General features: G+C 67.4%; 21 protein-coding genes. 12 read left to right on the top strand and 9 right to left on the bottom strand.

Translation table 11 applies throughout. From position 1 onward, the window contains the following. The first annotated feature begins 199 nt into the window (after nucleotides 1–199). Nucleotides 200–760: a lipase secretion chaperone gene (locus QC826_RS11605; protein ID WP_279765768.1), complete on the top strand. Its 561-nt coding sequence runs from the start codon at nucleotides 200–202 to the stop codon at nucleotides 758–760. A gap of 26 nt (nucleotides 761–786) precedes the next feature. Here QC826_RS11605 and QC826_RS11600 read toward each other — a convergent pair whose 3' ends face one another. Continuing rightward, nucleotides 787–1,308: a hypothetical protein gene (locus tag QC826_RS11600; protein ID WP_279765767.1), complete on the bottom strand. Its 522-nt coding sequence runs from the start codon at nucleotides 1,306–1,308 to the stop codon at nucleotides 787–789. A 41-nt stretch (nucleotides 1,309–1,349) separates the two neighbouring features. Here QC826_RS11600 and QC826_RS11595 point away from each other — a divergent pair, with 41 nt between their 5' ends. Beyond that, on the top strand, nucleotides 1,350–2,150 hold the full coding sequence (locus tag QC826_RS11595; RefSeq protein ID WP_279765766.1) for a lipid II flippase Amj family protein: 801 nt from the start codon (nucleotides 1,350–1,352) through the stop codon (nucleotides 2,148–2,150). Nucleotides 2,151–2,154: 4 nt separating this feature from the next. Here QC826_RS11595 and QC826_RS11590 read toward each other — a convergent pair whose 3' ends face one another. From QC826_RS11590 to QC826_RS11570, 5 genes are all read right to left on the bottom strand, one after another. After that, nucleotides 2,155–2,472, bottom strand: a complete 318-nt coding sequence (locus QC826_RS11590) for a hypothetical protein (RefSeq protein ID WP_279765764.1) — start codon at nucleotides 2,470–2,472, stop codon at nucleotides 2,155–2,157. Nucleotides 2,473–2,562: 90 nt separating this feature from the next. Further along, nucleotides 2,563–4,299 carry a methyl-accepting chemotaxis protein gene (locus QC826_RS11585; protein WP_279765763.1) on the bottom strand — a complete coding sequence of 579 codons (1,737 nt, stop codon included), beginning with the start codon at nucleotides 4,297–4,299 and terminating at the stop codon, nucleotides 2,563–2,565. Nucleotides 4,300–4,498: 199 nt separating this feature from the next. Next, entirely contained in the window at nucleotides 4,499–4,888 is a 390-nt protein-coding gene (locus tag QC826_RS11580) for a DUF4280 domain-containing protein (RefSeq protein WP_099417618.1), read from the bottom strand. An 89-nt stretch (nucleotides 4,889–4,977) separates the two neighbouring features. Then, entirely contained in the window at nucleotides 4,978–6,111 is a 1,134-nt protein-coding gene (locus QC826_RS11575; protein ID WP_279765761.1) for a GGDEF domain-containing protein, read from the bottom strand. Between the two features lie 167 nt (nucleotides 6,112–6,278). Continuing rightward, a complete protein-coding gene (locus tag QC826_RS11570) occupies nucleotides 6,279–7,259 on the bottom strand; it encodes a choice-of-anchor A family protein (protein WP_279765760.1) in 981 nt (326 codons plus the stop codon). A gap of 328 nt (nucleotides 7,260–7,587) precedes the next feature. Between QC826_RS11570 and QC826_RS11565 the strand changes: the two genes are divergently transcribed. Next, nucleotides 7,588–8,577: a 5'-nucleotidase gene (locus QC826_RS11565; RefSeq protein ID WP_279765759.1), complete on the top strand. Its 990-nt coding sequence runs from the start codon at nucleotides 7,588–7,590 to the stop codon at nucleotides 8,575–8,577. 29 nt (nucleotides 8,578–8,606) lie between these two features. On the opposite strand, the gene QC826_RS11560 is transcribed toward QC826_RS11565, so the two are convergent. Then, on the bottom strand, nucleotides 8,607–9,701 hold the full coding sequence (locus QC826_RS11560) for a branched-chain amino acid aminotransferase (protein ID WP_279765758.1): 1,095 nt from the start codon (nucleotides 9,699–9,701) through the stop codon (nucleotides 8,607–8,609). A 169-nt stretch (nucleotides 9,702–9,870) separates the two neighbouring features. On the opposite strand from QC826_RS11560, the gene mfd reads away from it, so the two are divergent. From mfd to QC826_RS11515, 9 genes are all read left to right on the top strand, one after another. Then, nucleotides 9,871–13,314 (top strand): transcription-repair coupling factor, encoded by a 3,444-nt coding sequence (gene mfd, locus QC826_RS11555; protein ID WP_279765757.1) that lies wholly within the window; start codon nucleotides 9,871–9,873, stop codon nucleotides 13,312–13,314. 42 nt (nucleotides 13,315–13,356) lie between these two features. Next, nucleotides 13,357–14,199: a phosphoserine phosphatase SerB gene (gene serB, locus QC826_RS11550; RefSeq protein ID WP_279766451.1), complete on the top strand. Its 843-nt coding sequence runs from the start codon at nucleotides 13,357–13,359 to the stop codon at nucleotides 14,197–14,199. 83 nt (nucleotides 14,200–14,282) lie between these two features. Then, nucleotides 14,283–14,645: a DUF4870 family protein gene (locus tag QC826_RS11545; protein ID WP_279765756.1), complete on the top strand. Its 363-nt coding sequence runs from the start codon at nucleotides 14,283–14,285 to the stop codon at nucleotides 14,643–14,645. Nucleotides 14,646–14,724: 79 nt separating this feature from the next. Further along, on the top strand, nucleotides 14,725–15,774 hold the full coding sequence (locus tag QC826_RS11540; protein ID WP_279765754.1) for a serine hydrolase: 1,050 nt from the start codon (nucleotides 14,725–14,727) through the stop codon (nucleotides 15,772–15,774). A gap of 200 nt (nucleotides 15,775–15,974) precedes the next feature. Further along, nucleotides 15,975–16,526, top strand: coding sequence for a cysteine hydrolase family protein (locus tag QC826_RS11535; protein ID WP_279765753.1), 552 nt, complete (start codon nucleotides 15,975–15,977; stop codon nucleotides 16,524–16,526). A 92-nt stretch (nucleotides 16,527–16,618) separates the two neighbouring features. Further along, entirely contained in the window at nucleotides 16,619–17,539 is a 921-nt protein-coding gene (locus QC826_RS11530; protein ID WP_279765752.1) for a pyridoxal-phosphate dependent enzyme, read from the top strand. Between the two features lie 157 nt (nucleotides 17,540–17,696). Beyond that, on the top strand, nucleotides 17,697–19,946 hold the full coding sequence (locus QC826_RS11525; RefSeq protein ID WP_279765751.1) for a hypothetical protein: 2,250 nt from the start codon (nucleotides 17,697–17,699) through the stop codon (nucleotides 19,944–19,946). Nucleotides 19,947–19,950: 4 nt separating this feature from the next. Beyond that, on the top strand, nucleotides 19,951–20,334 hold the full coding sequence (locus QC826_RS11520; RefSeq protein WP_279765750.1) for a DUF1360 domain-containing protein: 384 nt from the start codon (nucleotides 19,951–19,953) through the stop codon (nucleotides 20,332–20,334). Between the two features lie 34 nt (nucleotides 20,335–20,368). Further along, on the top strand, nucleotides 20,369–20,614 hold the full coding sequence (locus QC826_RS11515; RefSeq protein ID WP_279765749.1) for a hypothetical protein: 246 nt from the start codon (nucleotides 20,369–20,371) through the stop codon (nucleotides 20,612–20,614). A gap of 72 nt (nucleotides 20,615–20,686) precedes the next feature. On the opposite strand, the gene QC826_RS11510 is transcribed toward QC826_RS11515, so the two are convergent. Continuing rightward, nucleotides 20,687–21,154, bottom strand: coding sequence for a cache domain-containing protein (locus tag QC826_RS11510; RefSeq protein WP_279765748.1), 468 nt, complete (start codon nucleotides 21,152–21,154; stop codon nucleotides 20,687–20,689). 227 nt (nucleotides 21,155–21,381) lie between these two features. Next, a complete protein-coding gene (locus QC826_RS11505; RefSeq protein WP_279765747.1) occupies nucleotides 21,382–25,008 on the bottom strand; it encodes a hydantoinase B/oxoprolinase family protein in 3,627 nt (1,208 codons plus the stop codon). Between the last annotated feature and the right edge of the window lie 50 nt (nucleotides 25,009–25,058).

Here is a 25,058-nt window from a genome sequence, read left to right as displayed (position 1 = left end):
GACGGCGCCGACCAGCTGGTGGTCGACGCCGAACTGGGCCGTCTGTTCGACTACTATCTGGCCGGCCTGGGCGAGGAGGAGCCTGAACGCAATCAAGGCCGAGATCGAGCGCGAGCTGGAACGCCGCCTCAAGCCGGGCGCGGCGGCGACGGCCAAGCGCCTGCTCGACAACTACCTCAAATACAAGGGCGCGCTGGCGGTGCTGGAGCGCGGCCTGCCGGCCACCAACGACCTGGCGAAGGGCGCGCGGCAGCGCCTGGCCGCCATGCAGCAGCTGCGCCACAGCTATTTCAGTGTGCAGGAAATCGACGGCCTGTTCGGCGCCGGCGACGCCTACGACAACGACGCCATCGCCCGCCTGGAGATCAACAGCGACGCCACGCTGACGGCCGAGCAGCGCAAGGCCAGGCTGGCCGCGCTCGACGCGCGCATGCCGGCGGCGTTGCGCGCCGAGCGCGACGCGCCCAGCCAGGTGCTGCGCCTGGAGGACTCGGTGCGCCAACTGCGCGCCCAGGGCGGCGGCGACAACGAGGTGTACCGCCTGCGCGCGGCGGCCTTCTCGCCCGAGGCGGCGGCGCGCCTGGCCGAGGTCGACCGCGAGGAGGCCGACTGGCAGCGCCGCATCGGCGCCTACCAGGCGCAGCGCAAGGACTTGCTGGGCGGTGGCGCGCCGAACGAGCGGACCGAGGCGCAATTGCAGCAGCTGCGCGACGCCAACTTCAGCGCCGAGGAGCAGCGCCGGCTGGGCGCCTATGAGTGAGCCCTACTGGCTCGTCGTTATGCGGGCTAGGATGAATGACGTGCAATAAAGAACATCGCGCCGACCAAGGAGCCGGTCATCACCATCATCATGCCCATGATGCGCAAGGTGAGCTTCATCATCGCTTCCTGCAGATCTGCCTTGGTAGCGTAGTTGTCACGGATGTAGGCGATGTCGTGCCTGAGCATTTCCATATCGGCCTGCGTTTTGATATCGCTGAGTTCAAGCCTGCGCGTGGTTTCCTGTAGCACATGTATATCCCTCTGCAGCCTATCGAAACCTGCATTCATGTCGGAGCGCAACGTGCTCAAGTTCGCCTCGAAGAGATTGAGCCTGGATTCCATGTATTTATAATAGGCCCGCTTATCCAGATCCGCAATCGGTGGATCGTCGTCGGGCTGGCTGCTGGGGACTGGATTTTCGATACTGCTGGGCATGTCGTACTCCCGCGCGTGATATCCCCCCAAGGTAGCGCCTTCCATCGCCCGCTGGTTTGCGCTGCCGCAGCGTTCCCGCGCCGCCCGGCATTGCCGAATCGACCATTTCATGCGAGTATGCGCGGCCGCCCCTCCCCCACCCACAGGCTCGCATGGACAAGCAACTGCTACTGATCTGCTTCCTCACCTTCGTGATCCATTTGATCGGCACGCTGGCCTACTCGGTGCGTATCGCCGGCGTGCGCACCAAGCGCATCGCCGTCTCCTTGGCCCTGTTCAGCATACTGATGCTGGTGTCGCGCACCTCCAACTCCTTCCTCGGCCCCTTCATGGCCAAGCGGGTCGAGACCAACCTGACCACCGGCGCCTTCGACCTGCTGATGGACTTCCGCTGGCTGCTGCTGGCCTCCTCGCTGGCCACGCTCGTCGGTGCGCTGCTGATCCCCACCTTCCAGCGCGTGTTCTGCCGCGCCGTGCTGCATTTCCAGGTGCACCGCTCGATCCCCAAGCTGATGATGCACGCGCTGTTCAAGGGCGGCATCTCCTACGTGCGCGAGGTGGCCAGCGCGCCGGCCGGCGCCAACCTGGCCGGCCTGCACAAGGGCAACGGTGTATCGCTGTCGGTCACGCTGCTCAACGTCGGCGCGGTGGCCTTGTGGACGGTGGGCGTGTTCGCCGCACTGTACGCCGGCGCGCTGGACCCGGCCGTGCGGGTGACGTCGAGCACGCTGTCGTCGATCATCAACGGCGGCGCGACGGTGATGATGGCGGTGTTCATCGATCCGCACATGTCGGGCATGACCGACGACGTCATCGAGGGGCGGGTCAGCGAGTCGCAGTTCCGCAAGGCGGTGGTGTGGCTGGTGGGCAGCCGGCTGGCCGGCACGCTGCTGGCGCAGTTGCTGCTGGTGCCGTCGGCGCTGTTGATCGTGCAGGTGGCGCGGCTGCTGTGAGCCGCTAGTGGACGTAGCGGGCGATGAAATAGACGGCGCCTACAACGGCCACCACCACGCCGGTCATGAAGTGGAGGATCTTCCAGGTCTGCTCATTGATGGCCTTTTGCACGTCTGACTTGCCGGAAAAAATCTCACCCCTCAGCTCGTCTCGGAGCTTAGCCAGGTCTTCTTTGGTCGCATAATTGGAGCGAATGACGGCCACGTCCGCTTCAATGGCCGTGAGTCTTCCCTCCATTCTGTCGAGGCGAGCTTCCATCTTCCCAGCATAGTCGGCGCGCGCCTGGTTCGCAATGCTCGATTCACCATTGTCCGTCAGCATGATCGCTCCTTGGCATCCGCCTGGAGAATCAGGTTAACACGCCGGCGCGCGCACTGTTTGACGGCGCCCAAGCGCCACCGTCGAAACAGTTTAGAACGTTTCCCACTCCGCCGTGGCGGCCGCCACCTTCGACGTGGCGGCCAGACGCAAGGTCGGCTTGATCGACTTGGCGGGCTTGGCGGGCGAGCCCAGCGGCCGGCGCGCGGCGACGACGATCGGTGCCGCCGGCCGTGCCGCCGCCGCGCTGTCGATGCGGAACACGCTGACCACCTCGGCCAGTCCGCCGGCCTGCTCCTGCAGCGAGGCCGCAGCGGCGGCCGCCTGCTCGACCAGCGCGGCGTTCTGCTGCGTCACGTTGTCCATCTGGCTGACCGCCACGTTGATCTGGTCAATGCCGGCGCTCTGCTCCTGGGTCGCCATGCTGATGTCGCCCATGATGTCGGTGACGCGCTTGACGCTGGCGACGATCTCGTCCATCGTCGCGCCGGCCTCGGCCACCAGCTTGCTGCCGGCGTCGACCTGGCCGACCGAGTCGCCGATCAACACCTTGATCTCCTTGGCCGCCGTGGCCGAGCGCTGCGCCAGGTTGCGCACCTCGCTGGCGACGACGGCGAAACCGCGGCCCTGCTCGCCGGCGCGGGCCGCCTCGACGGCGGCGTTGAGCGCCAGGATGTTGGTCTGGAAGGCGATGCCGTCGATCACGCTGATGATGTCGACGATCTTGTTGGACGACTGGTTGATCGCCTCCATCGTCGCCACCACGCGGCCGACCATCTGGCCGCCGCGCAGCGCCACGCCGGAGGCCGAGGCGGCCAGCGCGCTGGCCTGGCGCACGTTGTCGGCGTTGGCGCGAACGGTCGAGGTCAGCTCCTCCATCGACGAGGCAGTCTCCTCCAGCGAACTGGCCTGTTCCTCGGTGCGCGAGGACAGGTCGAGGTTGCCGCTGGCGATCTGGGTCGAGGCGGTGGCGATGGTGTCGGTGCCGGCGCGCACCTGGCCGACGATGCGCACCAGGCTGTCGTTCATCTCCTTCAAGGCGCCGAGCAGCTGGCCGGTCTCCTCCGTGGTGCGCACCTCGATGCGGCTGCTCAGGTCGCCCGAGGCCACCGTGCGCGCCACCTTGACCGCTTCGTTGAGCGGCCGCGTGATGGTGCCGGTGATGTAGACGGCGCAGCAGATCGCCACCAGCATGGCCAACAACGCCGAGCCGACCATCACGCCCTTGGCTTGCACCAGCGCGTCTCCGCCCTCCTGCACGCTGGCCTTGGCGATGGCGTCGTTCAAATCCTGGATCTTCATCAACGTCGCCTCGGCCTTCAGGAACAGCGGCCGCGACAGTTCGTACTGGCGGTAGAACTCGACGAACATGTCCTTCTGTTTCTGCTCGTCCTGGTTACCCGCCAGCGTGTTCATCAAGCCGACGATCTTGCCGTCGACCGCCTTCCAAGCGTCGAACTCGGCAACGAACTGCTTCCACAGCACGGCCTCCTCGTCGGTCTGCGGCAAGGGCTCGTATTTCTTCCAGCCGGCGTCGATGTGCTTCCAGGCCTGCTGGTGCAGCTTGATCGCCGCAGCGAACTTGTCCTGCGAATGGTAGTCGTTCTCGTAGATCGCCGTGGTCAGCGTGGCCGCCGCCACCGCCGTCTGGCCCTCGCTCATGATCGGCAGGCCCTGGATCGAGGGCAGGCGCACCACGCCGATCTCGTTGACGGCGCCGCCGACGGTGGCGATGCCCTTGTAGCCGCTGCCGCCGATGACGGCCAGCGCCACCATCATGATGGCGACCAGGCTGGCGAGTTTCCATTTGATCAATAAATTATTAAACATCGCTCACTCCCGCTATGCCGCTGCCCGAGGACCGGTCGCCTGGCTAGGCCGCCGGATAGAATTGGAGAGAATCTCCCGCAACTCGAATATGGGCGCTCCCTTGGCCTAGGTCAACAGCTGTCCGCCAGAGTGTGGCTTATTACCCACTGGCAAGTACCACAGGCAAGTAGGCGACTTGCGGCATAGTGTCGGATGGGCGCTACGGAATCATCGTGGTGGTGGTGGCAGGGCTGTTGACGGCGACCACGCCGCCCCAGTTGCACATGCACTTGCAGTTGTTGTCGAGCGCGGGGAAATTGGCGATCAGCACGGTCGGCGCGCCCGGCACCCAGGGCGCGGCGGTGACGGGGATGCAGGGCATCGGCGTGAGCACGCCGAGGGCGGCGGCGGTGGCGGCGATCACCATCGGATTGGCCGGCGAGTTGCACATGCCGAAGGGCATGATGTTGAGCATCGGCACGTGGTCCATGATGGTCGCGGCCGGCGGCCCGTCGGCCAGCACGCAGTTGGTCGGCAGCACCACCAGCGACGACGGCGCCGCGCCGAAACTGCAACTGAGCATCGCGCCCATGGCAACCTGGTTGGCCATCGCATCTCTCCTGTTGGTGGTCGACGTATCCGCGTCTCCCTATTATGGCCGACATGGGGGCCGCCGCGCCAGCGCCGCCGCGCCGCCGTTCACAGGCAGACCACGCGGTTGCGGCCGGCCCGCTTGGCGGCGTACATGGCGGCGTCGCCGACGGCGATCAGGCGCAGCAGGTCGTAGCCGTGCTCGTCCGAGCAGGCCGCGCCGACGCTGACGGTGTAGTGCACGGTCTGGCCGTCGACCGCCACCGGCGCCCGCTCGACCTTGTCGCGCAGGCGCTCGGCGACGCCGGCCGCGCCGGCCAGGTCGATGCCGTCGAGCACCAGCACGAACTCCTCGCCGCCGTAGCGGGCCAGCAGGTCGAGCGGGCGCAACTCCTGGCGCAGCAGGCGGGTCAGGTGGCGCAGCACCTCGTCGCCGGCCGGATGGCCGTGGCTGTCGTTGATCTGCTTGAAGTGGTCGGCGTCGAGCATCAGCACCGACAGGCTGCGCCCGCCGTGCAAGGTGCGCTGGGCGACGCGGCCGCCCTGCTGCTCGAGCGCGGCGCGGTTCAGCGCGCCGGTCAGCGGGTCGAGGGTGGACAGCCGGCGCAGCTGCTCGGCGTAGCGCCGCGTCACCATCATCACCATGCCGAAGGCGACGCAGACCTGGGCCAGCGCCGTCGCCAGCAGGCTGAGGTCCAACGGCAGCGCGCCGCGTCCGTCCGGCGGCAGCGGATACAGGACCAGGTAGACGCCGCGCGCGCCCAGCGCCAGCCCCAGCGCGGTGAAGCCGAGCACGCTGATGGCGACGCTGCGCCAGTCGGCGTGGCGCAGCAGGGTGGCGGCGCACAGCCAACACAGGGCGCCGAAATAGAAGCCGCTCAGGCCGAGCCGCGCGCGCAGGCTGGGCTCGACCACGCTGAAGTAGCCGGCCAGCGCCAGCGGCGCGGCGACGATCAGGGCCACCCGGTTCCACGCCAACGGCGCGGCGCAGAACAGGCACACGCCGCGCAGGACCAGGCCCATGCCGAGCGCCATGACGCCGTAGCTGAGCACGCCGTGGACCAGTTGCGGCAGGCCGTCCGTCGCCGAGATGGCCAGGCCGACGCAAGCCGTCACATTGCCCAGCGCCCACAGGCGCTGCTCCTCCAGCGAGTCGGTATAGAAGGCGGCGGCCAGCAAGAGCGCCGTGGTCAGCAGCGTAATGCAGACTTCCACCAGCAAGAGAGTCTCTGGGTTGAGCACGTCGGTTCCCTGGGGCACGATGCCCCAATGTAGCTCAGCGGCGACGGCAAGGCAATCGCCGCCGCCGCGCGGCGGCAAAAAGCCGCCGCGCTGTGGCCGGACAACAAAAAGGGCTCCCGCGGGAGCCCTTCCTTAGCCGGCGGCAGCCGGCGGCGACACGGTGTGTCTTAGGCGGCCTTGCGGCGGCGCGCCATGAAGCCCACCAGACCCAGGCCGGCCAGCAGCATGGCGTAGGTTTCCGGCTCAGGCACCGGCGAAGTTGGCAGGTAAGGCTTGTACGGCTCGAAACCGATCTCGACCTTGGTGGTCATCGCCTTGGCGATGATGTTGCCTTCCAGGTGGCCGGAGCCGGCACTCAGCACGGCGTTGTTGGCCAGCACGGTGCCGTAGGCGTAGGTCGACATGCTGATGTCGGTGGCGTTGACCAGGTTGTAGATCAGACGGTCGCGCATCGATACCATCTGGCCGGTTTGACCGCCGGTGAAGCTGACCATGCCGCCGCCGGTAACGTTGATGACGACGCTGGCGGTGGACTTGACGTTCTCCAGCACCAGGTTGCCCAGCTCGCTGGAATTGATGTTGAACACCTGCAGGTCGGAGCTGTTGTCGCCGGTCAGGTAGATTCCGCCCCATTTCAGTTCGACGGTGCCGTTGGCGGCGGTGTTGTTCAGGTCGGCCGACAGCTTGGTCAGCTGGGTCTTGGCGGCGGCGAAGTCGATCACGCCGGTTTGCTGGCGCAGGTCGTGGTAGTCGCTGGAGCCGACCTTGGTGCCGCCGTACACGCCGTAGCCGGTTTCCTTCTTGTATTCGGTGATCGGGCCTTCGCTGGCGTTGGTGTTCACATTGGTGGCCGGGCCGGTGAAGATGTCGCCGCTGCCCATGTACACGTTGCGGGCCACCACCAGGCTAGGACCGGTGACGCCAAACGGCGTGCGGTAGCCGACCGACAGGCCGTTGGTGTACAGGTTGCCGCCGACGGCCAAACGGCCCTCGACGTCGGCCACGTTGACGACGTTGTTATAGAAAAAACCGCTGTAACCTGCGGCCGCGCCCAGGTCGATGGAGGACACGGCGGCTTGGGCGGAGCACAGGACGGAGGTGCCCAGCAGTACGGGCAGGAGACGGGCAACGAATGTGGTTGGGGTCATGGTATCTAATTGGTACTGTTACTGGTTTGTGGGAAGAAACACTGTACTTGCTGCGTTTGACAGGACGAATTATATCTCAAAGACAATATGTATTTTCACAAAAACAAGAATTATTTTTAGAGGACAATACCAATACAGTACCGAATATTGCCATTTCTCCTATGAAAACAAGCTGTATAGTCGAGTGACAAAAATCCAACTATAATACCACTGCGGCAATATATCCGCTGTTTTCGAGGCCGCCGGCGCGGCGCCACGGGCCAGCGGCGGGCGCGACGCGGCCGAAGTTCTGCCGTACACTTACTCTTTAGCAAAGATTGAGCGATCCATGGCCTACCCGATAGAGAACAAGCTGGTCATCGGCATCGCCTCGAGCGCGCTGTTCGATTTGACCGAGTCGCACCGCGTCTACCTCGAGCAAGGCGCCGAGGCCTACCGCACATACCAGGAGCAGCACCACGACAGCGTGCTGGGCAAGGGCGTCGCCTTCCCCTTCATCCGCCGCTTCCTCGGCATCAACCAGCATTTCGCCCGCCAGGCGCCGGTCGAGGTGGTGCTGCTGTCGCGCAATTCACCCGAGACCGGGCTGCGGGTGATGCGCTCGATCGCCCACTACGGGCTGGACATCTCGCGCGCCTGCTTCGTCACCGGCCAGTCGCCCTACACCTACCTGCCCGCCTTCAACGCCGCGCTGTTTCTCAGCGCCAACGAGGACGACGTGCGCATGGCGCTGGCGGCGGGCCTGCCGGCCGGCCTGGTGCTGCCTTCGCGCACCGAGGACGAGGAACCGGACGGCGGCGACGGCGCCGAACTGCGCGTCGCCTTCGACTTCGACGGCGTGATCGCCGACGACGAGTCGGAGACCGTCTTCAAGCGCAACAACGACGTCGCCGAGTTCCACGCCCACGAGCGGGCCCACGTCGCCGTGCCGCACCAGCCGGGGCCGCTGGCCGATTTGTTCCAGAAGCTGGCGCGCATGCAGCGCCTGGAGGAGCGGGCGCAGCGGCGCGATCCGGCCTACCGCAAAATTTTGCGCATCGCCATCATCACGGCGCGCAACGCCCCCTCGCACGAGCGCGTCGTGACGACCTTGAAAAGTTGGGGGGTGTCGGCCAACGAGACCTTCTTCCTGGGCGGCATGGACAAGGCGCGCGTGCTGCGCATCTTCAAGCCGCACATCTTCTTCGACGACCAGCTCAGCCACCTGAAATCGGCCGGCGGCACGATCCCGATGGTGCATGTGCCGTTCGGCGTGGCCAACCGGCCGGCGCCGGCCAAACCCAAAGGCGCAGAACCAGGGTCAGACCCTAGGGTCTGACCCTAAATAATCGCCGCCGGGGATGACGCTCAGACCTGGTGCATCCAGTGGTGGCGGTCGGCCACGGTGCCGTGCTGGATCGCCAGCAGGGCCTCGCGCAGGGCCATCGTCACCGGGCCGTTCTGGCCGTTGTTGATGCTCAGCTCGAAGCCGTTGGCCTTGGCCTTGCCGACCGGCGTGATGACGGCGGCCGTGCCGCAGGCGAACACCTCGGTCAGGCGGCCGGCGGCGACGTCGTCGCGCCACTGCTGCACGGTGAGCTTGCGCTCGCTCGACTCGTAGCCCAGGTCATGCGCCAGTTCCAGCAGGCTGCGCCGGGTGATGCCCGGCAGCAGGGTGCCGGTCAGCTCGGGCGTGACGATGACGGTCTTGCCCTCTTCCTGGTAGACGAAGAACAGGTTCATGCCGCCCATCTCTTCGATGTAGCGGCGCTCGACGGCGTCCAGCCAAACCACCTGGTCGCAGCCCTTTTCCTGCGCCTGGGCCTGGGCCACCAGGCTGGCGGCGTAGTTGCCGGCGCACTTGGCCTCGCCCGTGCCGCCCGGCGCGGCGCGCACGTAGTCCTCGCTGATCCACACCGTGACCGGCTTGACGCCCTGCGGGAAGTAGGCGCCGGCCGGCGAGGCGAACAGCACGAACAGGTATTCGTTGGACGGGCGCACGCCGAGGAAGGCGTCGGTGGCGATCATCAGCGGACGCAGATACAGGCTCTCGCCGACGTTCTTCGGCACCCAGGCGGCGTCCAGATTGATCAGCAGGTCGGCCGCCTCCATGAACAGGTCGACCGGCAGGTCCGGCATGGCCAGGCGGCGCGCGCTGCGGTTGAAACGCTCGGCGTTGGCCTCGGGACGGAAGGTCTTGATGCTGCCGTCCGGCTGCGAGAAGGCCTTGAAGCCCTCGAAGATGGCCTGGCCGTAGTGCAGCGCCGAGGCCGACGGGTCCAGCATCAGCGGGCCGTAGGCCTTCACCTCGCCCTGCTGCCAGGCGCCGTCGCGGTAGGGAATCACCACCATGTGGTCGGTGAAGGTGCGGCCGAAGCTGAGCACGCGCAGCTGCTCGGCGCGCTCGGCGTCGTTCAGCGGGTGGGTCGATGGGGTGACTACAAAGCGAGGAGTGGTGGTCATGGCGGGGTTCCGATAGTTCAGTATCGGCCATGATACCAAGTTTTGTCGTTTCCGTAGCGGCCGGCCGCATCGCCGCCCCACGTGGCGCGGAGGCTTCGTCTATAATGTGCGCAGCGGCATTGCCACTCTGGGCGGTGCGCTTAACCGTTCAATCTGTGTCAGCGCCTGCATGTCCTTCGACTTAAAAAAATCCCTCCCCAAACCCGGTAACCGCTACGCCCTGCCCGCCCTGTACGGCTCGGCCGACGCCTACGCGCTGGCGCTGTCGGCGCTCGAACTCAAATCGCAGGGCCGCATGCTGGCCGTGGTGGTGGCCAACGCCAGCGACGGCCAGCGCCTGCTCGACGAGATCCCCTGGTTCGCCGCCGGCCAGCTGCGCTGCCACCTGCTGCCGGACTGGGAGACGCTGCCCTACGACGCCTTCTCGCCGCACCAGGACCTGGTGTCCGAGCGCCTGGCCACGCTGCACGAGATCCAGAACGGCCAGTGCGACGTGATGATCGTGCCGGCCACCACGGCGCTGGTGCGCATGGCGCCGCCGTCCTTCCTGGCCGCCTACACCTTCTTCTTCAAGCAGGGCGAAAAGCTCGACGAAGTTCGTCTAAAAACCCAGCTGACCCTGGCCGGCTACACCCACGTCTCGCAGGTGATGTCGCCCGGCGAGTACTCGGTGCGCGGCGGCCTGCTCGACCTGTTCCCGATGGGTTCGGCCCTGCCCTACCGGCTCGACCTGTTCGGCGACACCATCGAGACCATCCGCACCTTCGACGCCGACACCCAGCGCTCGCTGTACCCGGTGCGCGAGGTGCGCCTGCTGCCGGGCCGCGAGTTCCCGATGGACGAACCGGCCCGCACCACCTTCCGCAACCGCTGGCGCGAGCAGTTCGAGGGCGACCCGTCGCGCTCGGTGGTCTACAAGGACATCAGCAGCGGCATCGCCTCGGCCGGCATCGAGTACTACCTGCCCTTGTTCTTCGACCAAACGGCGACGCTGTTCGACTACCTGCCCGAGGGCGCCGCGCTGGCCCTGGTGGGCGGCATCGACGGCGCCATCCAGCGCTTCTGGGCCGACACCGGCTCGCGCTACCGCTTCCTCAAGGCCGACCGCGAGCGCCCCATCCTGGCGCCGGAGGCGCTGTTCCTCAGCGAGGAGCAGTTCTTCACGCTGGCCAAGCCCTACTCCCGCCTGGTGCTGACACGCGACGCCGAGGCCGGCGCCTCCGAGCTGTCGGCGCCGGTGCCCAACATCGCCGTCAACCGCCACAGCGAGGACCCGCTGACCAATCTGCGCGCCTATCTGCTGCAAAGCGGCCGCCGGGTGATGGTCTGCGCCGAGTCGAACGGCCGGCGCGAAACGCTGCAGCAGTACTTCACCGAGTTCGACCTGGCGTTGACGCCGGTCGAGGGCTACGACGGCTTCCTCGCCAGCGGCGCCAAGCTGACCCTGGGCGTGGCGCCGCTGCATGCCGGCTTCGAGCTGTCGGTCGACGGCGAACAGCTGATCTTCATCACCGAGACCGAGCTGTACGCCGGCTCCGGCCGCCGCGTCGGCAAGAAGAAGCAGGAGGGCGTGACCCAGGTCGAGTCGATGGTGCGCGACCTGTCGGAGCTGAAGATCGGCGACCCGGTGGTGCACATCAACCACGGCATCGGCCGCTACATGGGCCTGACCAGCATGGACCTGGGCGAGGGCGAGACCGAGTTCCTGCACCTCGAATACGCCAAGGACAGCAAGCTATACGTGCCGGTGTCGCAGCTGCATGTGATCTCGCGCTACTCCGGCGCCTCGCCGGAGGACGCGCCGCTGCACACGCTCGGCTCGGGCCAGTGGGAAAAGGCCAAGAAGAAGGCCGCCGAGCAGGTGCGCGACACCGCCGCCGAACTGCTCAACCTGTACGCCCGCCGCGCCCTGCGCCAGGGCCACAGCTTCGAATACTCGGCGCACGACTACGAGCGCTTCGCCGACAGCTTCGGCTTCGACGAGACGCCCGACCAGGCCGAGGCGATCCGCAACGTCCTGAAGGACATGACCTCGGGCAAACCGATGGACCGCCTGGTGTGCGGCGACGTCGGCTTCGGCAAGACCGAGGTGGCGCTGCGCGCCGCCTTCATCGCCGTCATGGGCGGCAAGCAGGTGGCCATCCTGGCGCCCACCACCCTGCTCGCCGAGCAGCACGCGCAGACCTTCGCCGACCGCTTCGCCGACTGGCCGGTGCGCATCGCCGAGCTGTCGCGCTTCCGCACCGGCAAGGAGATCACCCAGGCCATCAAGGGCATGAGCGACGGCACGCTCGACATCGTCATCGGCACCCACAAGCTGCTCTCGGGCGACGTCAAGTTCACCCGCCTCGGCCTGGTCATCATCGACGAGGAGCACCGCTTCGGCGTGCGGCAGAAGGAGGCCTTGAAGGCACTGCGCGCCGAGGTCGACGTGCTGACCCTGACCGCCACGCCGATCCCGCGCACCCTGGGCATGGCGCTCGAGGGCCTGCGCGACTTCTCCATCATCGCCACCGCGCCGCAAAAGCGCCTGGCGATCAAGACCTTCGTGCGCGGCGAGAGCGAGGCGATCATCCGCGAGGCCTGCCTGCGCGAGCTCAAACGCGGCGGCCAGGTGTACTTCCTGCACAACGAGGTCGAGACCATCCAGAACCGCATGGCTATGCTGACCGAGCTGCTGCCGGAGGCGCGCATCGCCGTGGCCCACGGTCAGATGCACGAGCGCGACCTGGAGAAGGTGATGCGCGACTTCGTCGCCCAGCGCTACAACATCCTGCTGTGCACCACCATCATCGAGACCGGCATAGACGTGCCGACGGCGAACACCATCATCATGCACCGCGCCGACAAGTTCGGCCTGGCCCAGCTGCACCAGTTGCGCGGCCGGGTCGGCCGCTCGCACCACCAGGCCTACGCCTACCTGCTGGTGCACGACGTGCAGACGCTGACCAAGCAGGCGCAGCGCCGGCTCGACGCGATCCAACAGATGGAGGAGCTGGGCAGCGGCTTCTACCTGGCCATGCACGACCTGGAGATCCGCGGCGCCGGCGAGGTGTTGGGCGACAACCAGTCCGGCGAAATGCACGAGATCGGCTTCCAGCTGTACTCGGACATGCTCAACGAGGCGGTGCGCGCGCTGAAGAACGGCACCGAGCCGGACCTGGCCGCGCCGCTGGCCTCCACCACCGAGATCAACCTGCACGTGCCGGCGCTGCTGCCGGCCGACTTCTGCGGCGACGTCCACGAGCGCCTGTCGATCTACAAGCGGCTGGCCAACTGCGCCGAGCAGCACAAGATCGACGACATGCAGGAGGAGCTGATCGACCGCTTCGGCAAGCTGCCCGACCCGGTGCGCGCGCTGGTCGAAACGCACCGCCTGCGCATCGCCGCCAAGACCGTCGGCATCATCAAGATCGACGCCCATGGCGAGGCGGCCACGCTGCAGTTCATGGCCAAGCCGCCGATCGACCCGATGCGCATCATCGAGCTGATCCAAAAGAACCGCCAGATCAAGCTCAACGGCCAGGACAAGTTGAAGATCACCGTCGCCATGCCCGACCTGGCGGCGCGCGTCAGCCAGATTAAAACCGCGATCAAACAGTTGACCGCCTAAACACTACAACAAGCAGCCATGAACACACCACAGAACACCACCATGAACCTGGTCCTGCAAGGCCTGGACGACTGCAAGCCGCGCCTGGAGCGCATCGCCGCGCTGGCCGCGCCGGCCCGCCTGACCTGGCTGAGCGAGCGCGCCGTGCGCTGCGAGGACATCAGCTATTCGTCCGGCCTGCGCCAGACCATCGAGGTGGCGGCCCACGCCGCCCAGCTCGACGCCACCTACATGATGGGCCGGCACCGGCTGGACGAATTCAAGCTGGTGGCGATGGACATGGACTCGACCCTGATCACCATCGAGTGCATCGACGAGATCGCCGACATGCAGGGCCTGAAGGCGCAGGTGTCCGAGATCACCGAGGCGGCCATGCGCGGCGAGCTGGACTTTTCGGCCAGCCTGGCGCGCCGCGTCGCCCTGCTCGAGGGCCTGGACGCCGGCGCCCTCGAGCGCGTCTACGAGGAGCGCCTGCGCCTGTCGCTGGGCGCGGAAACCATGCTGGCTGCGGTGCAGGCGGCCGGTTTGAAGACGCTGCTGGTGTCGGGCGGCTTCACCTTCTTCACCGAGCGGCTGAAGGCGCGCCTGGGTCTGGACTACACCCACGCCAACGAGCTCGAGATCGTCGACGGCAAGCTGACCGGCCGCGTCGTCGGCACCGTGGTCGACGCCGAGGAGAAGAAGCGCACCGTCGAGCGCGTCTGCGCGCAGCTGGGCATCCGCCCGGAACAGGCCATCGTCATGGGCGACGGCGCCAACGACCTGAAGATGATGGCCATCGCCGGCCTGTCGGTGGCCTTCCGCGCCAAGCCGGTGGTGCGCGAGCAGGCCAGCGTGGCGCTCAACTTCGTCGGCCTGGACGGCATCCTGCCGCTGCTCGGCTAGCGCATCTTCCCTGCGGCGCGCGCACAGGCTTGCCTACATTGCTATACTGGTAAGCCTGACCGCCCGCACCGAGGAGCACGACCATGTCCCAAGAGATTGTTTTCGACACCCGCCTGGACTCCGCCAAGAACCTGGCCTGGTGGCTCTACCTGATCCACGCCGTCAGCTTCCTGTTCTCGCTGGGCGCCTTCTCCTTCATTCCGCTGATCGTCAACTACGTCAAGCGCGGCGAGACGGCCGGCACCTTCGTCTACAGCCACCACGGCTGGCAGATCCGCTCGTTCTGGTGGTACGTGGTGTGGATGTTCGTCGGCTTCGTGCTGTTCATGACCATCATCGGCATCCCGCTGGCCTGGCTGGTGTGGATCGGCGCCTGGCTGTGGAAGGCCTACCGCCTGATCAAGGGCATCTCCGACCTGAACCGCAACGAAGCTATGCCGGGCTGAGCCGCCGTCCGCCGCAGTGCCATCGCCTGGGCGCCGCCGCCGCGCCCATGTCCTCCCTCGACCATAGCCCCTCCCACTGATGAATTTTCTGACCGAGCATTTCCTTTCCGTCCAATCCAAGGTTCCCGCCAGCGATCCCGGCTTCAGCGCCCTCGTCGTGCGCCACGGCGCGCCGCTGTTCGAGCTGCACCACGGCGTCGCCTGCATGGAGCTGGGCGTGCCGCTGAGCGGCCGCTCGCGCTACTACATGGGTTCCGAGTCCAAACAATTCACCGCCGCCTGCATCCTCGACCTGGTGCGCCAGGGCCGCCTGTCTCTCGACGAGGACGTCCGCGCCCGCCTGCCCATCATGCACCGCATCGACACGCCGGTGCCGCTGCGCAACCTGCTCAACCACAGCAGCGGCATCCCCGACTACCTGCCCTACCTGGACCTGCAGCTGGGCCGGCACGAGAGCAACTACTTCGACAACCCGCTGGTGCTGCAACTGATCGAGAAATTCGACGAGCTCGACTTCGCGCCCGGCACCCGCCACGACTACAGCAACAGCAACTACCAGTTGCTGGCCCAGCTGATCGAGGTGGTCGGCGGCACGCCGCTGGCGGCCTACGCGCGCCGGCTGGTGTTCGAACCGCTGGCGATGGCGGCCACCGACTTCGACGTCGACCGCCAAGCCGTCCTGCCCGACCGGGTGCGCAGCTACAGCCCGGACCCGCTGCGCCCGCGCGGCTACAAGCAGCACCTGGGCAACGCCAACACGGTGGGCGACGGCGGCCTGTACTCCTGCACCAACGACCTGCTGCTGTTGGAGCGCGACTGGCACCGCCAGTACGCCGCGCCGGACAGCCTGGTGCACGCGCTGCTGCAGGAGTCGCACGACAACGACGGCGCCTTGTTCTCCTACCGCTACGGCCTGGAGTGCCTGAACCACGAGGGCATGGACTACGTGTTCCACAGCGGCTGCCTGTGGGGCTTCAACACGCTGATCCTGCGCGTGCCGAGCGCCGGCCTGTCGGTCATCCAGCTGAGCAACAACGACCTGCTGGAACCGGACCAGCCGGCGCTGCTGCGCGCCATCGCCGCCGACCTGGCGGCCGAGGCCGAGGCCGAGACCGGCGTCGAGGCTTGACGCGCCCCCGGCCAGCCGATATATTGAGCCCATGAACTTCCTCGTGCTCTACACCACTACCACCACCACGACCGCCACCGGCGGGCCGTGAGGAGAGTGCGCGTCAGCGAGAAGTGATTCCCCCCAAGGCCCCGCCAGCGATGGACGGTGCCTTGTCATTTCCCTCGTCCCTGCCGGCTCACACAGACAGGAACAACACCATGCAAGCAGCACCATCGTCCCCCTCCTCCGCCCTGCTGATCGTCGACATGCAGCAAGGCTTGTTCAACGGCGCCGAACGGCCCCACGAGGCCGAGCGCCTGCTGGCCAACGTCCAGCTGCTGATCGGCAAGGCGCGCGCGGCCGGCGCGCCCATCTTCGCCGCCCGCCACACCGGACCGGACGGTTCACCCATCGCCGCCGGCAGCGCGGCCTGGCAGCTGCTCGCCGCGCTCGACCTCGACCCGGCGCGCGACAAGGTCTTCGACAAGCGCCGCCCCAGCTGCTTCCACGGCACCGAACTGGCGCGCCGGCTGGCCGAGGCCGGCGTCGGCGAGCTGCACGTCGCCGGCTTGAAGACGCAGTACTGCATCGACACCACCTGCCGCGCCGCCGCCGACCTGGGCCTGAAGGTGGTGCTGGTGGCCGACGCCCACAGCTGCATGGACACGCCGGCACTGCCGGCCGGCGCCATCATCGCCCACCACAACGCCACCCTCAACGGCCCCTTCGCCACGCTGCGCGCGGCGGCCGACTGCGACTTCTCAAGCTAGGCTGCAAGGCGGCGCGCCAGGTGATATGCTCAGCCGGCGTTGCAACAATTCAATTTCACCACCGACATCCGAGAACCAGGAGCCCTGCCGACATGACCCCATTGCACATTCCCACTCCCCTGCTGGAACACCGCGCCCTGTCGGCGGCGCTGGACAAGCGCGTGCTGCTGAAGATGGAGAACAGCCAACCGTCCGGCTCGTTCAAACTGCGCGGCATCGGCCTGCTGTGCCAGCGCGCCGTGGCCGCCGGCGCCGACCACCTGGTCTGTCCGTCGGGCGGCAACGCCGGCTTCGCGGCGGCGGTGGCCGGCGTGGCGCTGGGCGTGCGCACCACCATCCTGGTGCCGCAAACCACCTCGGCGGCGGTGCGGCAAAAGATCGCCGACATCGGCGCGACGGTGATCGTGCACGGCGCCGTGTGGGACGAGACCAACGTCGAGGCGCAGCGCCTGGCCGGCGCGCCCGGCGCCGTCTACGTGCCGCCGTTCGACCATCCGGACATTTGGGAAGGCAACTCCAGCATGATCGACGAGGCCGTCGCGCAGAGCCGCGCCATGGACGCCGAGTTCGACGTGGTGGTGTGTTCGGTCGGCGGCGGCGGGCTGATGTCCGGCGTGCTGCAGGGCCTGCACCGCCACGGTTTGGCCAAGGTGCCTTTGATCGCCGTCGAGACCGAGGGCGCCGCCTCGCTGCGCGCCTCGATGCGCGCCGGCGCCCTGGTCAGCCTGCCGGCCATCACCTCGCTCGCCACCACCCTGGGCGCCAAGCGGGTCGCCGCCGAGGCCTACGCCTGGACCGGCCGCCACAGCGTGCTCAGCGTGGTGGTCAGCGACGCCCAGGCGGTGGCCGCCGCGCGCCGCTTCGCCGACGATATGCGCGTGCTGGTCGAGCCGGCCTGCGGCGCGGCGCTGGCGGCCGGCTACAACAAGGTGGACGAGCTGGCGCGCTTCCGCCGCCCGCTGTTCATCGTCTGCGGCGGCATCGGCGTCGACCTGGCCGCGCTGGCGGCCTAGGGCCATCTTTGGCTGGGCCTGCTTGTTCCACATCAAACCCGACGCTATCGCGCATTACTAGAATGGTTCCCACGCCACCGTGATTTCTCTGGCGCGAGTTCACTCGTCCGTATGTATTCCGGGCATTTCTAAATGCACATCTTGAAGGGGAACAAAAATGGCAACTTCCCACCCTGAAGCGAGCGATCCGTCGAGCCCGGAATTCCAGATCGTGTTGAAGGCCCTGGTGGATATCTACCGCCCGATCCTCGAAGAAGACCTCAAGCGGGCCGGCGACCTGGACGCGCTCGGCGAAGAAGCCCGCCAAGCCCCGCCCGACTGCGAAGCGGAGTTGGCAGCGGCCCAGCGGCTGCTGGGCGGCTTCCCCGACGATGAGGTGGTGTTCGCCCTCTTGCCGCCCCAGGCGCGCGAACTGCTTGGACCTATCGAGCGCTGGCGTTGGCTGCTGCTGCACATCCGCTGCTGCATGATCTTCGGCTGGCTGGTGTGCCGCCGGCCGCGCACCTTCCGCCTGTCGGCGTATTACCTGTACCGCTACTGGCTGTGCGTGCGCCAGGCGGTCGGCACGCCGGTCACGCCCGGCCACCTGACCGAGCTCGAGCGCCGCGACCTCGACATCCTGGTCGCCGCCCTGGCCAAGGCCTACCGTCCCTTCGTCAGCGACCAGCTCGCCAGCATCGATTTCACCGCCGGCCTGGCCGACGCCGTGGCCGACGGCCAGATCGACTGCGACGAGGGCGAAGAGGAGGCGGCCGCCGTGTTCGAACGCCTGATGACGGTCGACACCACCCGCGCCTTGCTGGGCGAAAAGGCGTTCGACGCGCACAGCAGGGAGCCCTGGTTCTGGTTCTACCAGTGCTGGTGCATGTGCGCCACCCGTTTCGGCTGCTGCCTGGCGCGCGCCAAGAACCTGATCGACGTGTATCGCTGCCTGGTGAGGTACTGGTTCTGCCTGCGCGACTGTTTTCGTCCGCTGACGTGCGAACTCAGCGGCCCGCAGGGATGCATCGCCGAAGTCGTCAACCCGGCGATTCCCGCGCTGGTCGTGCCGATCCACGGCACCGCCGCCGGCCTCGGCTTCGTGCGCTATGTGCTCGAATGGTCGACCGACAATATCGTCTGGCACGCCGCCAATTTTGTCTATCCGCCTGTCCCGCCGGGCAACACAGTGCAGGGCAACAGCCCGGTCACGGGCGGGCTGCTGGCCTACCTGGACAGCACTTTGCTGAACGCCGGCACCTACTTCGTGCGCCTGACCGTCTACGGCGCCAACCAGACCCTGCCGCCCTGCGGACCGATCATCTTCGGCGTCTTCAAGAAGGACGTGCGGATACTCGGCGTGGACGGCAACTTCACGCTCGACAGCACGCCCTTCGATCCCGCCGCCCGCTTCATCGACCACGTGCCGGCCCTGTGCACGCGCGCGGCGGGCGACTTCGAAGCCTCGTTCGGCACCTGCCTGCAAATCTGGGGCGCGGCCTTCGTCGGCGGCTGCGACGACAGCCAGAAGATCAAACGCTACACGCTCGACTACAAGCCGGGCTACGTGACCGACTGCGCGACCGCAGGCTGGAGCAACTTCTGGACCGTCGAGTTCAGCACGGCGGCCCAGTACCGCGACATCAACATGCGCACCGACACCTCGGTCCTGACCGCCAACTGGGTGCCGGATTGCCTGGTGCAAGTGCCCTTCCCGCCGTATTGCCTGCTCAGCGACCCGCAGGCGCTGCTGTCGCCCTCGTCGTGGAGCAGCAACGTGGGCGGCTGCCAGTTGAGCGGGCTGTACACCTTGCGGCTGGTGCTCGAGGACACGCTCGGCAACAGCTACTGCGACACCCAGCGTGTGTGGATCGACAACAAACCGATCACCGCCCTGGTCCAGATCAACGCCGTGCCCAAATGCGCCGACCTGTTCGTCAGCCAGTTCGCCTTGCCGCCGGATTGCAGTGTGCCGTGGCCGCTGCCGGTCTCGGGCATCGCCTACGACGAATACATCGACGACACCCTCCTGCCGCTGACCCGGCCCAACGACAACTTCGACTACTACGTCGTTTCCGTGGAAAAACAAGGCGGGCCGACGATCTCGATCCCGATCAGCATCCCGCTTTCCGGCCCTCCGTGTTTCCATGGCACCTCGCGGGTGGGCGATCCCGGCACGCGCTGCGGCGTGCCGACCGTGCCCACCGTCATCGGCACGCTCACCCAGTTCGACCTGCGCGCCGTCGACCCGACCTGCAGGACGTCCCTGCCCTACCCTGTGCCGCCCGGCTTCGCGCTGGAACGGGGCGAGTGCTGCGTCTACATTTTCCACCTGACCGTGTACGACCGCACCGCGCGCCCCTGCGGCGTCAGTCACGCCACGGCGGACTGGCCGGTAAAGATCTGCAACGACCTGCCGCCGGTTTGAGCGGATGGACGCGCCATGGTTCGGCTTTGTGCTGGGCGTTTTCGCTAGCTGGCGCCTGGCCCATCTGCTAGCGTTCGAGGACGGGCCATGGGATCTGCTGGCGCGCTTGCGGGCGGCACTAGGCAACGGCGTGCTGGGCCGGCTGATGGATTGCTTCTACTGTGTCAGTCTGTGGGTGGCGGCGCCGTTTGGGCTGCTGCTCGGGCGCACCGCGCAGGAATGCGCGCTAGCCTGGCTGGCCCTGTCCGGCGCGGCCTGTCTACTCGAACGGATGGGGCGCGACCCTTTGATGATTCAGCCCTTGGCAACGGAAGGAGAGCATCATGACTTGTTGCGGCGGGAAGCGGACGGAACTGCGGAACAGTCTCCAAACGAGCTCCAACCTTAAGCAGGCGTCGGCGACGCCGGCTGCGCTGCCGGGCATGGCTGCGCACACAACGGCCGCCGGCAAACCCGCTCCGCCGGCCGGCGGTACGGCGCCGCGCGCCACCGTGCAGGCGCAGGCGGGCGCGGTGACGCTGCGCTATCTTGCCGGGGCGCCGATCCAGGTCGTCGGGCCGGCAAGCCATGCCACGTATCGATTTTCGCGCGAGGCGCCGCTGCAACGGATCGCGCGGGCGGACGCCGAGCCACTGCTGGCGAGTGGGTACTTTCGGATGGAAATCTAACTTGAGCGCAGCCCGCCCGGGCCGACCTGGGCCGAGCGGGCTTGCTTGGGCTTGCTTGGGCTTAGCCGGATCTTACTTGTAAATGCCGCAGCCAATCAGCACATCGTCGACCCGCTCCACGTAGGTGCGCTTGCCGTCGATCTTGCCGGTAGCCGGGTTCGGCCACTTGTAGTCGACCCAGCCCTTGCCTTCCTTGCTCATGCCGGCGGCCAGGATGTCCTTGATCAGGAACTTGCCGTCGGCGTCCTTCATCTCCGAGACGTTCTTACCGACCAGCTTGGGATTAGCGCCGTTGGCCTGCTCGATGCCGTCGCCGTTGGCCAGGAAGGTGAAGATGTACAGGTCGCCCTTGATGAACTGGCCCTTGGGATTGTTGAACTCGGCGAAGGCTTTTTCCTTGCCGTTCTTCTTGAGGAACTCGCCGGCCTTCTTGACCATGGCCACGGCCTCGTCGGCCGTGCCCTTGTCGGCCGCGTTCGCCGTCAGGCTGAACGCCAACAGGGACAGCGCCACCATGATGCTTTTGAAAAATTTGTTCATCTATCGTCTCCCAGGTTTGTGTAATGCGCCGGGCGTTCTGGCGGCCCGGCGGTGCTGTGCTTGCGCTAGGGCAATCAAAGCCAGACTAGCAAAGCCCGGCCCGGCATGCAAGCGGAACTCGTTGAGAAGCCGTGGCGCGGGCCCGGATTGACGGCTTTGTTGCCTCTATCCGCCGTCGATAGCGCTACCGACGGCCTGACCCGGGCCCAGGCCGGCGCCCGCCCCGCTTAGCCGCCGGCCTGGCCGAAGCCGCCACCGCCCGGCGTCTCGATGACGAAGACGTCGCCGCTGGCCATGTCGGCCGTGTGGGTGGCGCCGAAGCGCTCCACCGAACCGTCGCCCCGCTCGATCCAGTTGCGCCCCAGCGCGCCGGGCGCGCCGCCGTCCAGGCCGAACGGGGCGATGCGGCGATGGCCGGCCAAGATGTTGGCCGTCATCGCGCGCAGGAAGCGGATGCGCCGCAGCGCGCCGTCGCCGCCGCGATGCTTGCCCGCCCCGCCGCTGCCGCGCAGGATGGCGTGGGTCTCGACCAGCACCGGGAAGCGCCACTCCAGCACCTCCGGATCGGTCATGCGCGAGTTGGTCATGTGGGTTTGCACCGCCGAGCAACCGTCGAAGCCGGGCCCGGCGCCGGCGCCGCCGGCGATGGTCTCGTAGTACTGGTGCTCGTCGTCGCCGAAGGTGAAGTTGTTCATCGTGCCCTGCGAGGCGGCCAGCACGCCGAGCGCGCCGTACAGCGCGTCGGTGACGTACTGCGACACTTCGACATTGCCGGCCACCACGGCCGCCGGATAGCGCGGATTCAGCATCGAGCCTTCGGGAATGATCAAGGTGAGCGGTTTGAGCACGCCCTCGTTCATCGGAATGTCGCTGTCGAGCAGGGTGCGGAACACATACAGCACGGCCGCCTTGCACACCGACAGCGGCGCGTTGAAGTTGCTCGGCCGCTGCTCGCTGGTGCCGGTGAAATCGACCGTGGCGCCGCCGTTGGCGTGGTCGATGGTCAGGGCTACCTTGAGCACGGCGCCGTCGTCCATCTCGTAGGCAAAGCTGGCGTCACGCAGGCCGCGGATGGCGACGCGCACGGCCGCCTCGGCGTTGTCCTGCACGTGGCCCATGTAGGCCAGCACGACGTCCTCGCCGTGGCCGGCGACGGCCTTGAGCAGCTCGTTGGCGCCGGTCTCGCAGGCGCCCAGCTGGGCGATCAGGTCGGCGATGTTCTGGTCGATGTTGCGGCTCGGCCAAGGCCCGGCGGCGAACAGGCTGCGCACCAGCGGCTCCAGGAAGACGCCCTGGTCGACGATCTTGATGTTATCGAGCAGCACGCCCTCCTCCAAAATCGAGGTGCTGTTGGGCGGCATGGAGCCGGGCGTGATGCCGCCGACGTCGCCATGGTGGCCGCGCGCCGCCACATAGAACAGCGGCGCGGCACGGTCGGCACCATACACCGGGCAGACCGCGGTGATGTCCGGCAGGTGGGTGCCGCCGTTGTAGGGCACGTTGAGCACGTAGGCGTCGCCCGGCGCCATCGTCGCGGCGTGCTGGCGGATCACGCACAACACGCTGTCGCTCATCGAGCCGAGGTGGACCGGAATGTGCGGCGCGTTGGCGATCAAGTTGCCGTGGCGGTCGAACACGGCGCAGGAGAAGTCGAGCCGCTCCTTCATGTTGACCGAGTAGGCGGTGTTTTCCAAGGTGGTGCCCATCTGCTTGGCGATCGCCATGAACAGGTTGTTGAAGATCTCCAGGTGGATCGGATGGACGGCGGTGGTCATCTTGTGCGCGCTGCCGACCGGCACCGTGCGTTCCAGCAGCAGCGTGTGGTCGGGCAGTACCTTGGCGGACCAGCCGACGTCCACCACGGTGGTGGCGATCTCCTCGCGGATCAGCGCCGGGCCGGCGACCCGGCTGCCGACCGGCAGCGCGGCGCGCACGTGCAGGGCGATCGGGCCGCGTTCGCCGTCCACATAACCCTGCACCTCGCTGTGCTCCGCCTCGGCGTGGCCGGCCACGTTCGGCACCTCGATCTGGAAGGCGGCGCCGTCGCCGGCGCCGATGGCCTCGGCCGAAATCGACTCGATCACCAGCGGCTGGCCGGCCATGACGAAGCCGAAGCGGCTGCGGTATTGCGCGGCGAAGGCCTCGGCCATGGCCGCCTCGTCGCCGAGGGCAATGACGAAGGCGGCGTCGCTGTCCTGGTATTTCAAACGGGCGCACAGCTCGACCACGATGTCGGCCGGCGCCACCTGCTGGGCCAGCAGCTCGTCGCTGGCCTGCCGCGCCAGCGCGGCCAGTTGTGGTTGCAGTTCCTCCAGCGCGGCGGCCGACAGCGGCTGCTCGACGGCGCCCTCGCGCATGGCGCGGATGTCGGCCAGGCCCATGCCGAAGGCCGACAGCACGCCGGCGAAGGGGTGGATGACGATCTGGCTCATGCCCAGCACGTCGGCGACGCGGCAGGCGTGCTGGCCGCCGGCGCCGCCGAAGCAGCACATGGCGTAGCGGCTGACGTCGTAGCCGCGCTCGACCGAGATCGACTTGATGGCCTGCGCCATATTGTCCACCGCGACGGTGAGGAAGCCCTCGGCCACGGCGGCCGGCGACAAGCGGGTGCCGGTCTCGCTGGCGATCTGCTCGGCCAGCGCGGCGAAGGCGGCTTCGACCACGTCGCGGTCCAGCGGCAGGTCGCCGTTGGGGCCGAACACGCGGGGGAAGTGGGCCGGCTGTATGCGGCCGAGCATGACGTTGCAGTCGGTGACGGTCAGCGGGCCGCCCTTGCGGTAGCTGGCCGGACCGGGATTGGCGCCGGCCGACTCGGGGCCGACCTTGAAGCGGCCGTGCTCGAAGCTGCAAATGGAGCCGCCGCCGGCGGCCACGGTATGGATGTGCATCATCGGCGCGCGCACCCGCACGCCGGCCACCACGGTCTCGAAGACGCGCTCGTAGGCGCCGTCGTAGTGGGCCACGTCGGTCGAGGTGCCGCCCATGTCGAAGCCGATCACCTGGCGCAGGCCGATCGCCTCGCAGCTCTTCACCGCGCCGACGATGCCGCCGGCCGGGCCGGACAGGATCGCGTCCTTGCCCTGGAAGCGGGCGGCGTCGGTCAGGCCGCCGTTGGACTGCATGAACATCAGGCGCACGTCGCCGGTCTCCGAGGCGACGCGGGCCACGTAGTCGCGCAGCACCGGCGACAGGTAGGCGTCGACCACGGTGGTGTCGCCCCGGCCGACGATCTTCATCAGCGGGCTGACCTGGTGGCTCACCGAGATCTGGCCGAAGCCGGCCTGCTCGGCCAGCGCGCGCAGGCGCAGCTCGTGCCGGGGAAAGCGGTAGGCGTGCATCAACACGATGGCGATGGAGCCTATGCCCTTGGCGCGCAGCGCGCGGAACTGCGCCAGCACCAACGCCTCGTCCGGCGCGGCGAGCACCTCGCCGTGGGCGCCGATGCGCTCATCGATCTCGATCACCTCCTCGTAGATCAACTCGGGCAGCTCGATGTTGGTGGCGAAGATGTCCGGCCGGTCCTGGTAGCCGATGCGCAGCTGGTCGGCGAAGCCGCGCGTGATGGCCAGCGCGGTGCGCGCGCCCTTGCGCTCCAACAGCGCGTTGGTGGCCACGGTGGTGCCCATCTTGATCACCTCGATCTGCTCGACCGGCAGCGGCTCGCCGGCGCGCAGGCCCAGCATGTCGCGCATGCCCTGGGTCACGGCGTCGTCGTAGCGCTCGGGGTACTCGGAGAGCAGCTTGTGGGTGACCAGCTTGCCGTCCGGGCGGCGGGCGACGATGTCGGTGAAGGTGCCGCCACGGTCGACCCAGAATTGCCAGCGCAAGGGAGTGGTTGGAAGTTGGTTTTTCATGATGGTGCTCTCTGGTGTGTTCGTGTAGAGGCGTTGCGGCAGGCGCCGCA

Source organism: Rugamonas sp. DEMB1 (assembly GCF_029834475.1).
Classification (GTDB): Bacteria; Pseudomonadota; Gammaproteobacteria; order Burkholderiales; family Burkholderiaceae_D; genus Rugamonas; species Rugamonas rubra.
This window is presented reverse-complemented; position numbering and strand designations above follow the sequence as displayed.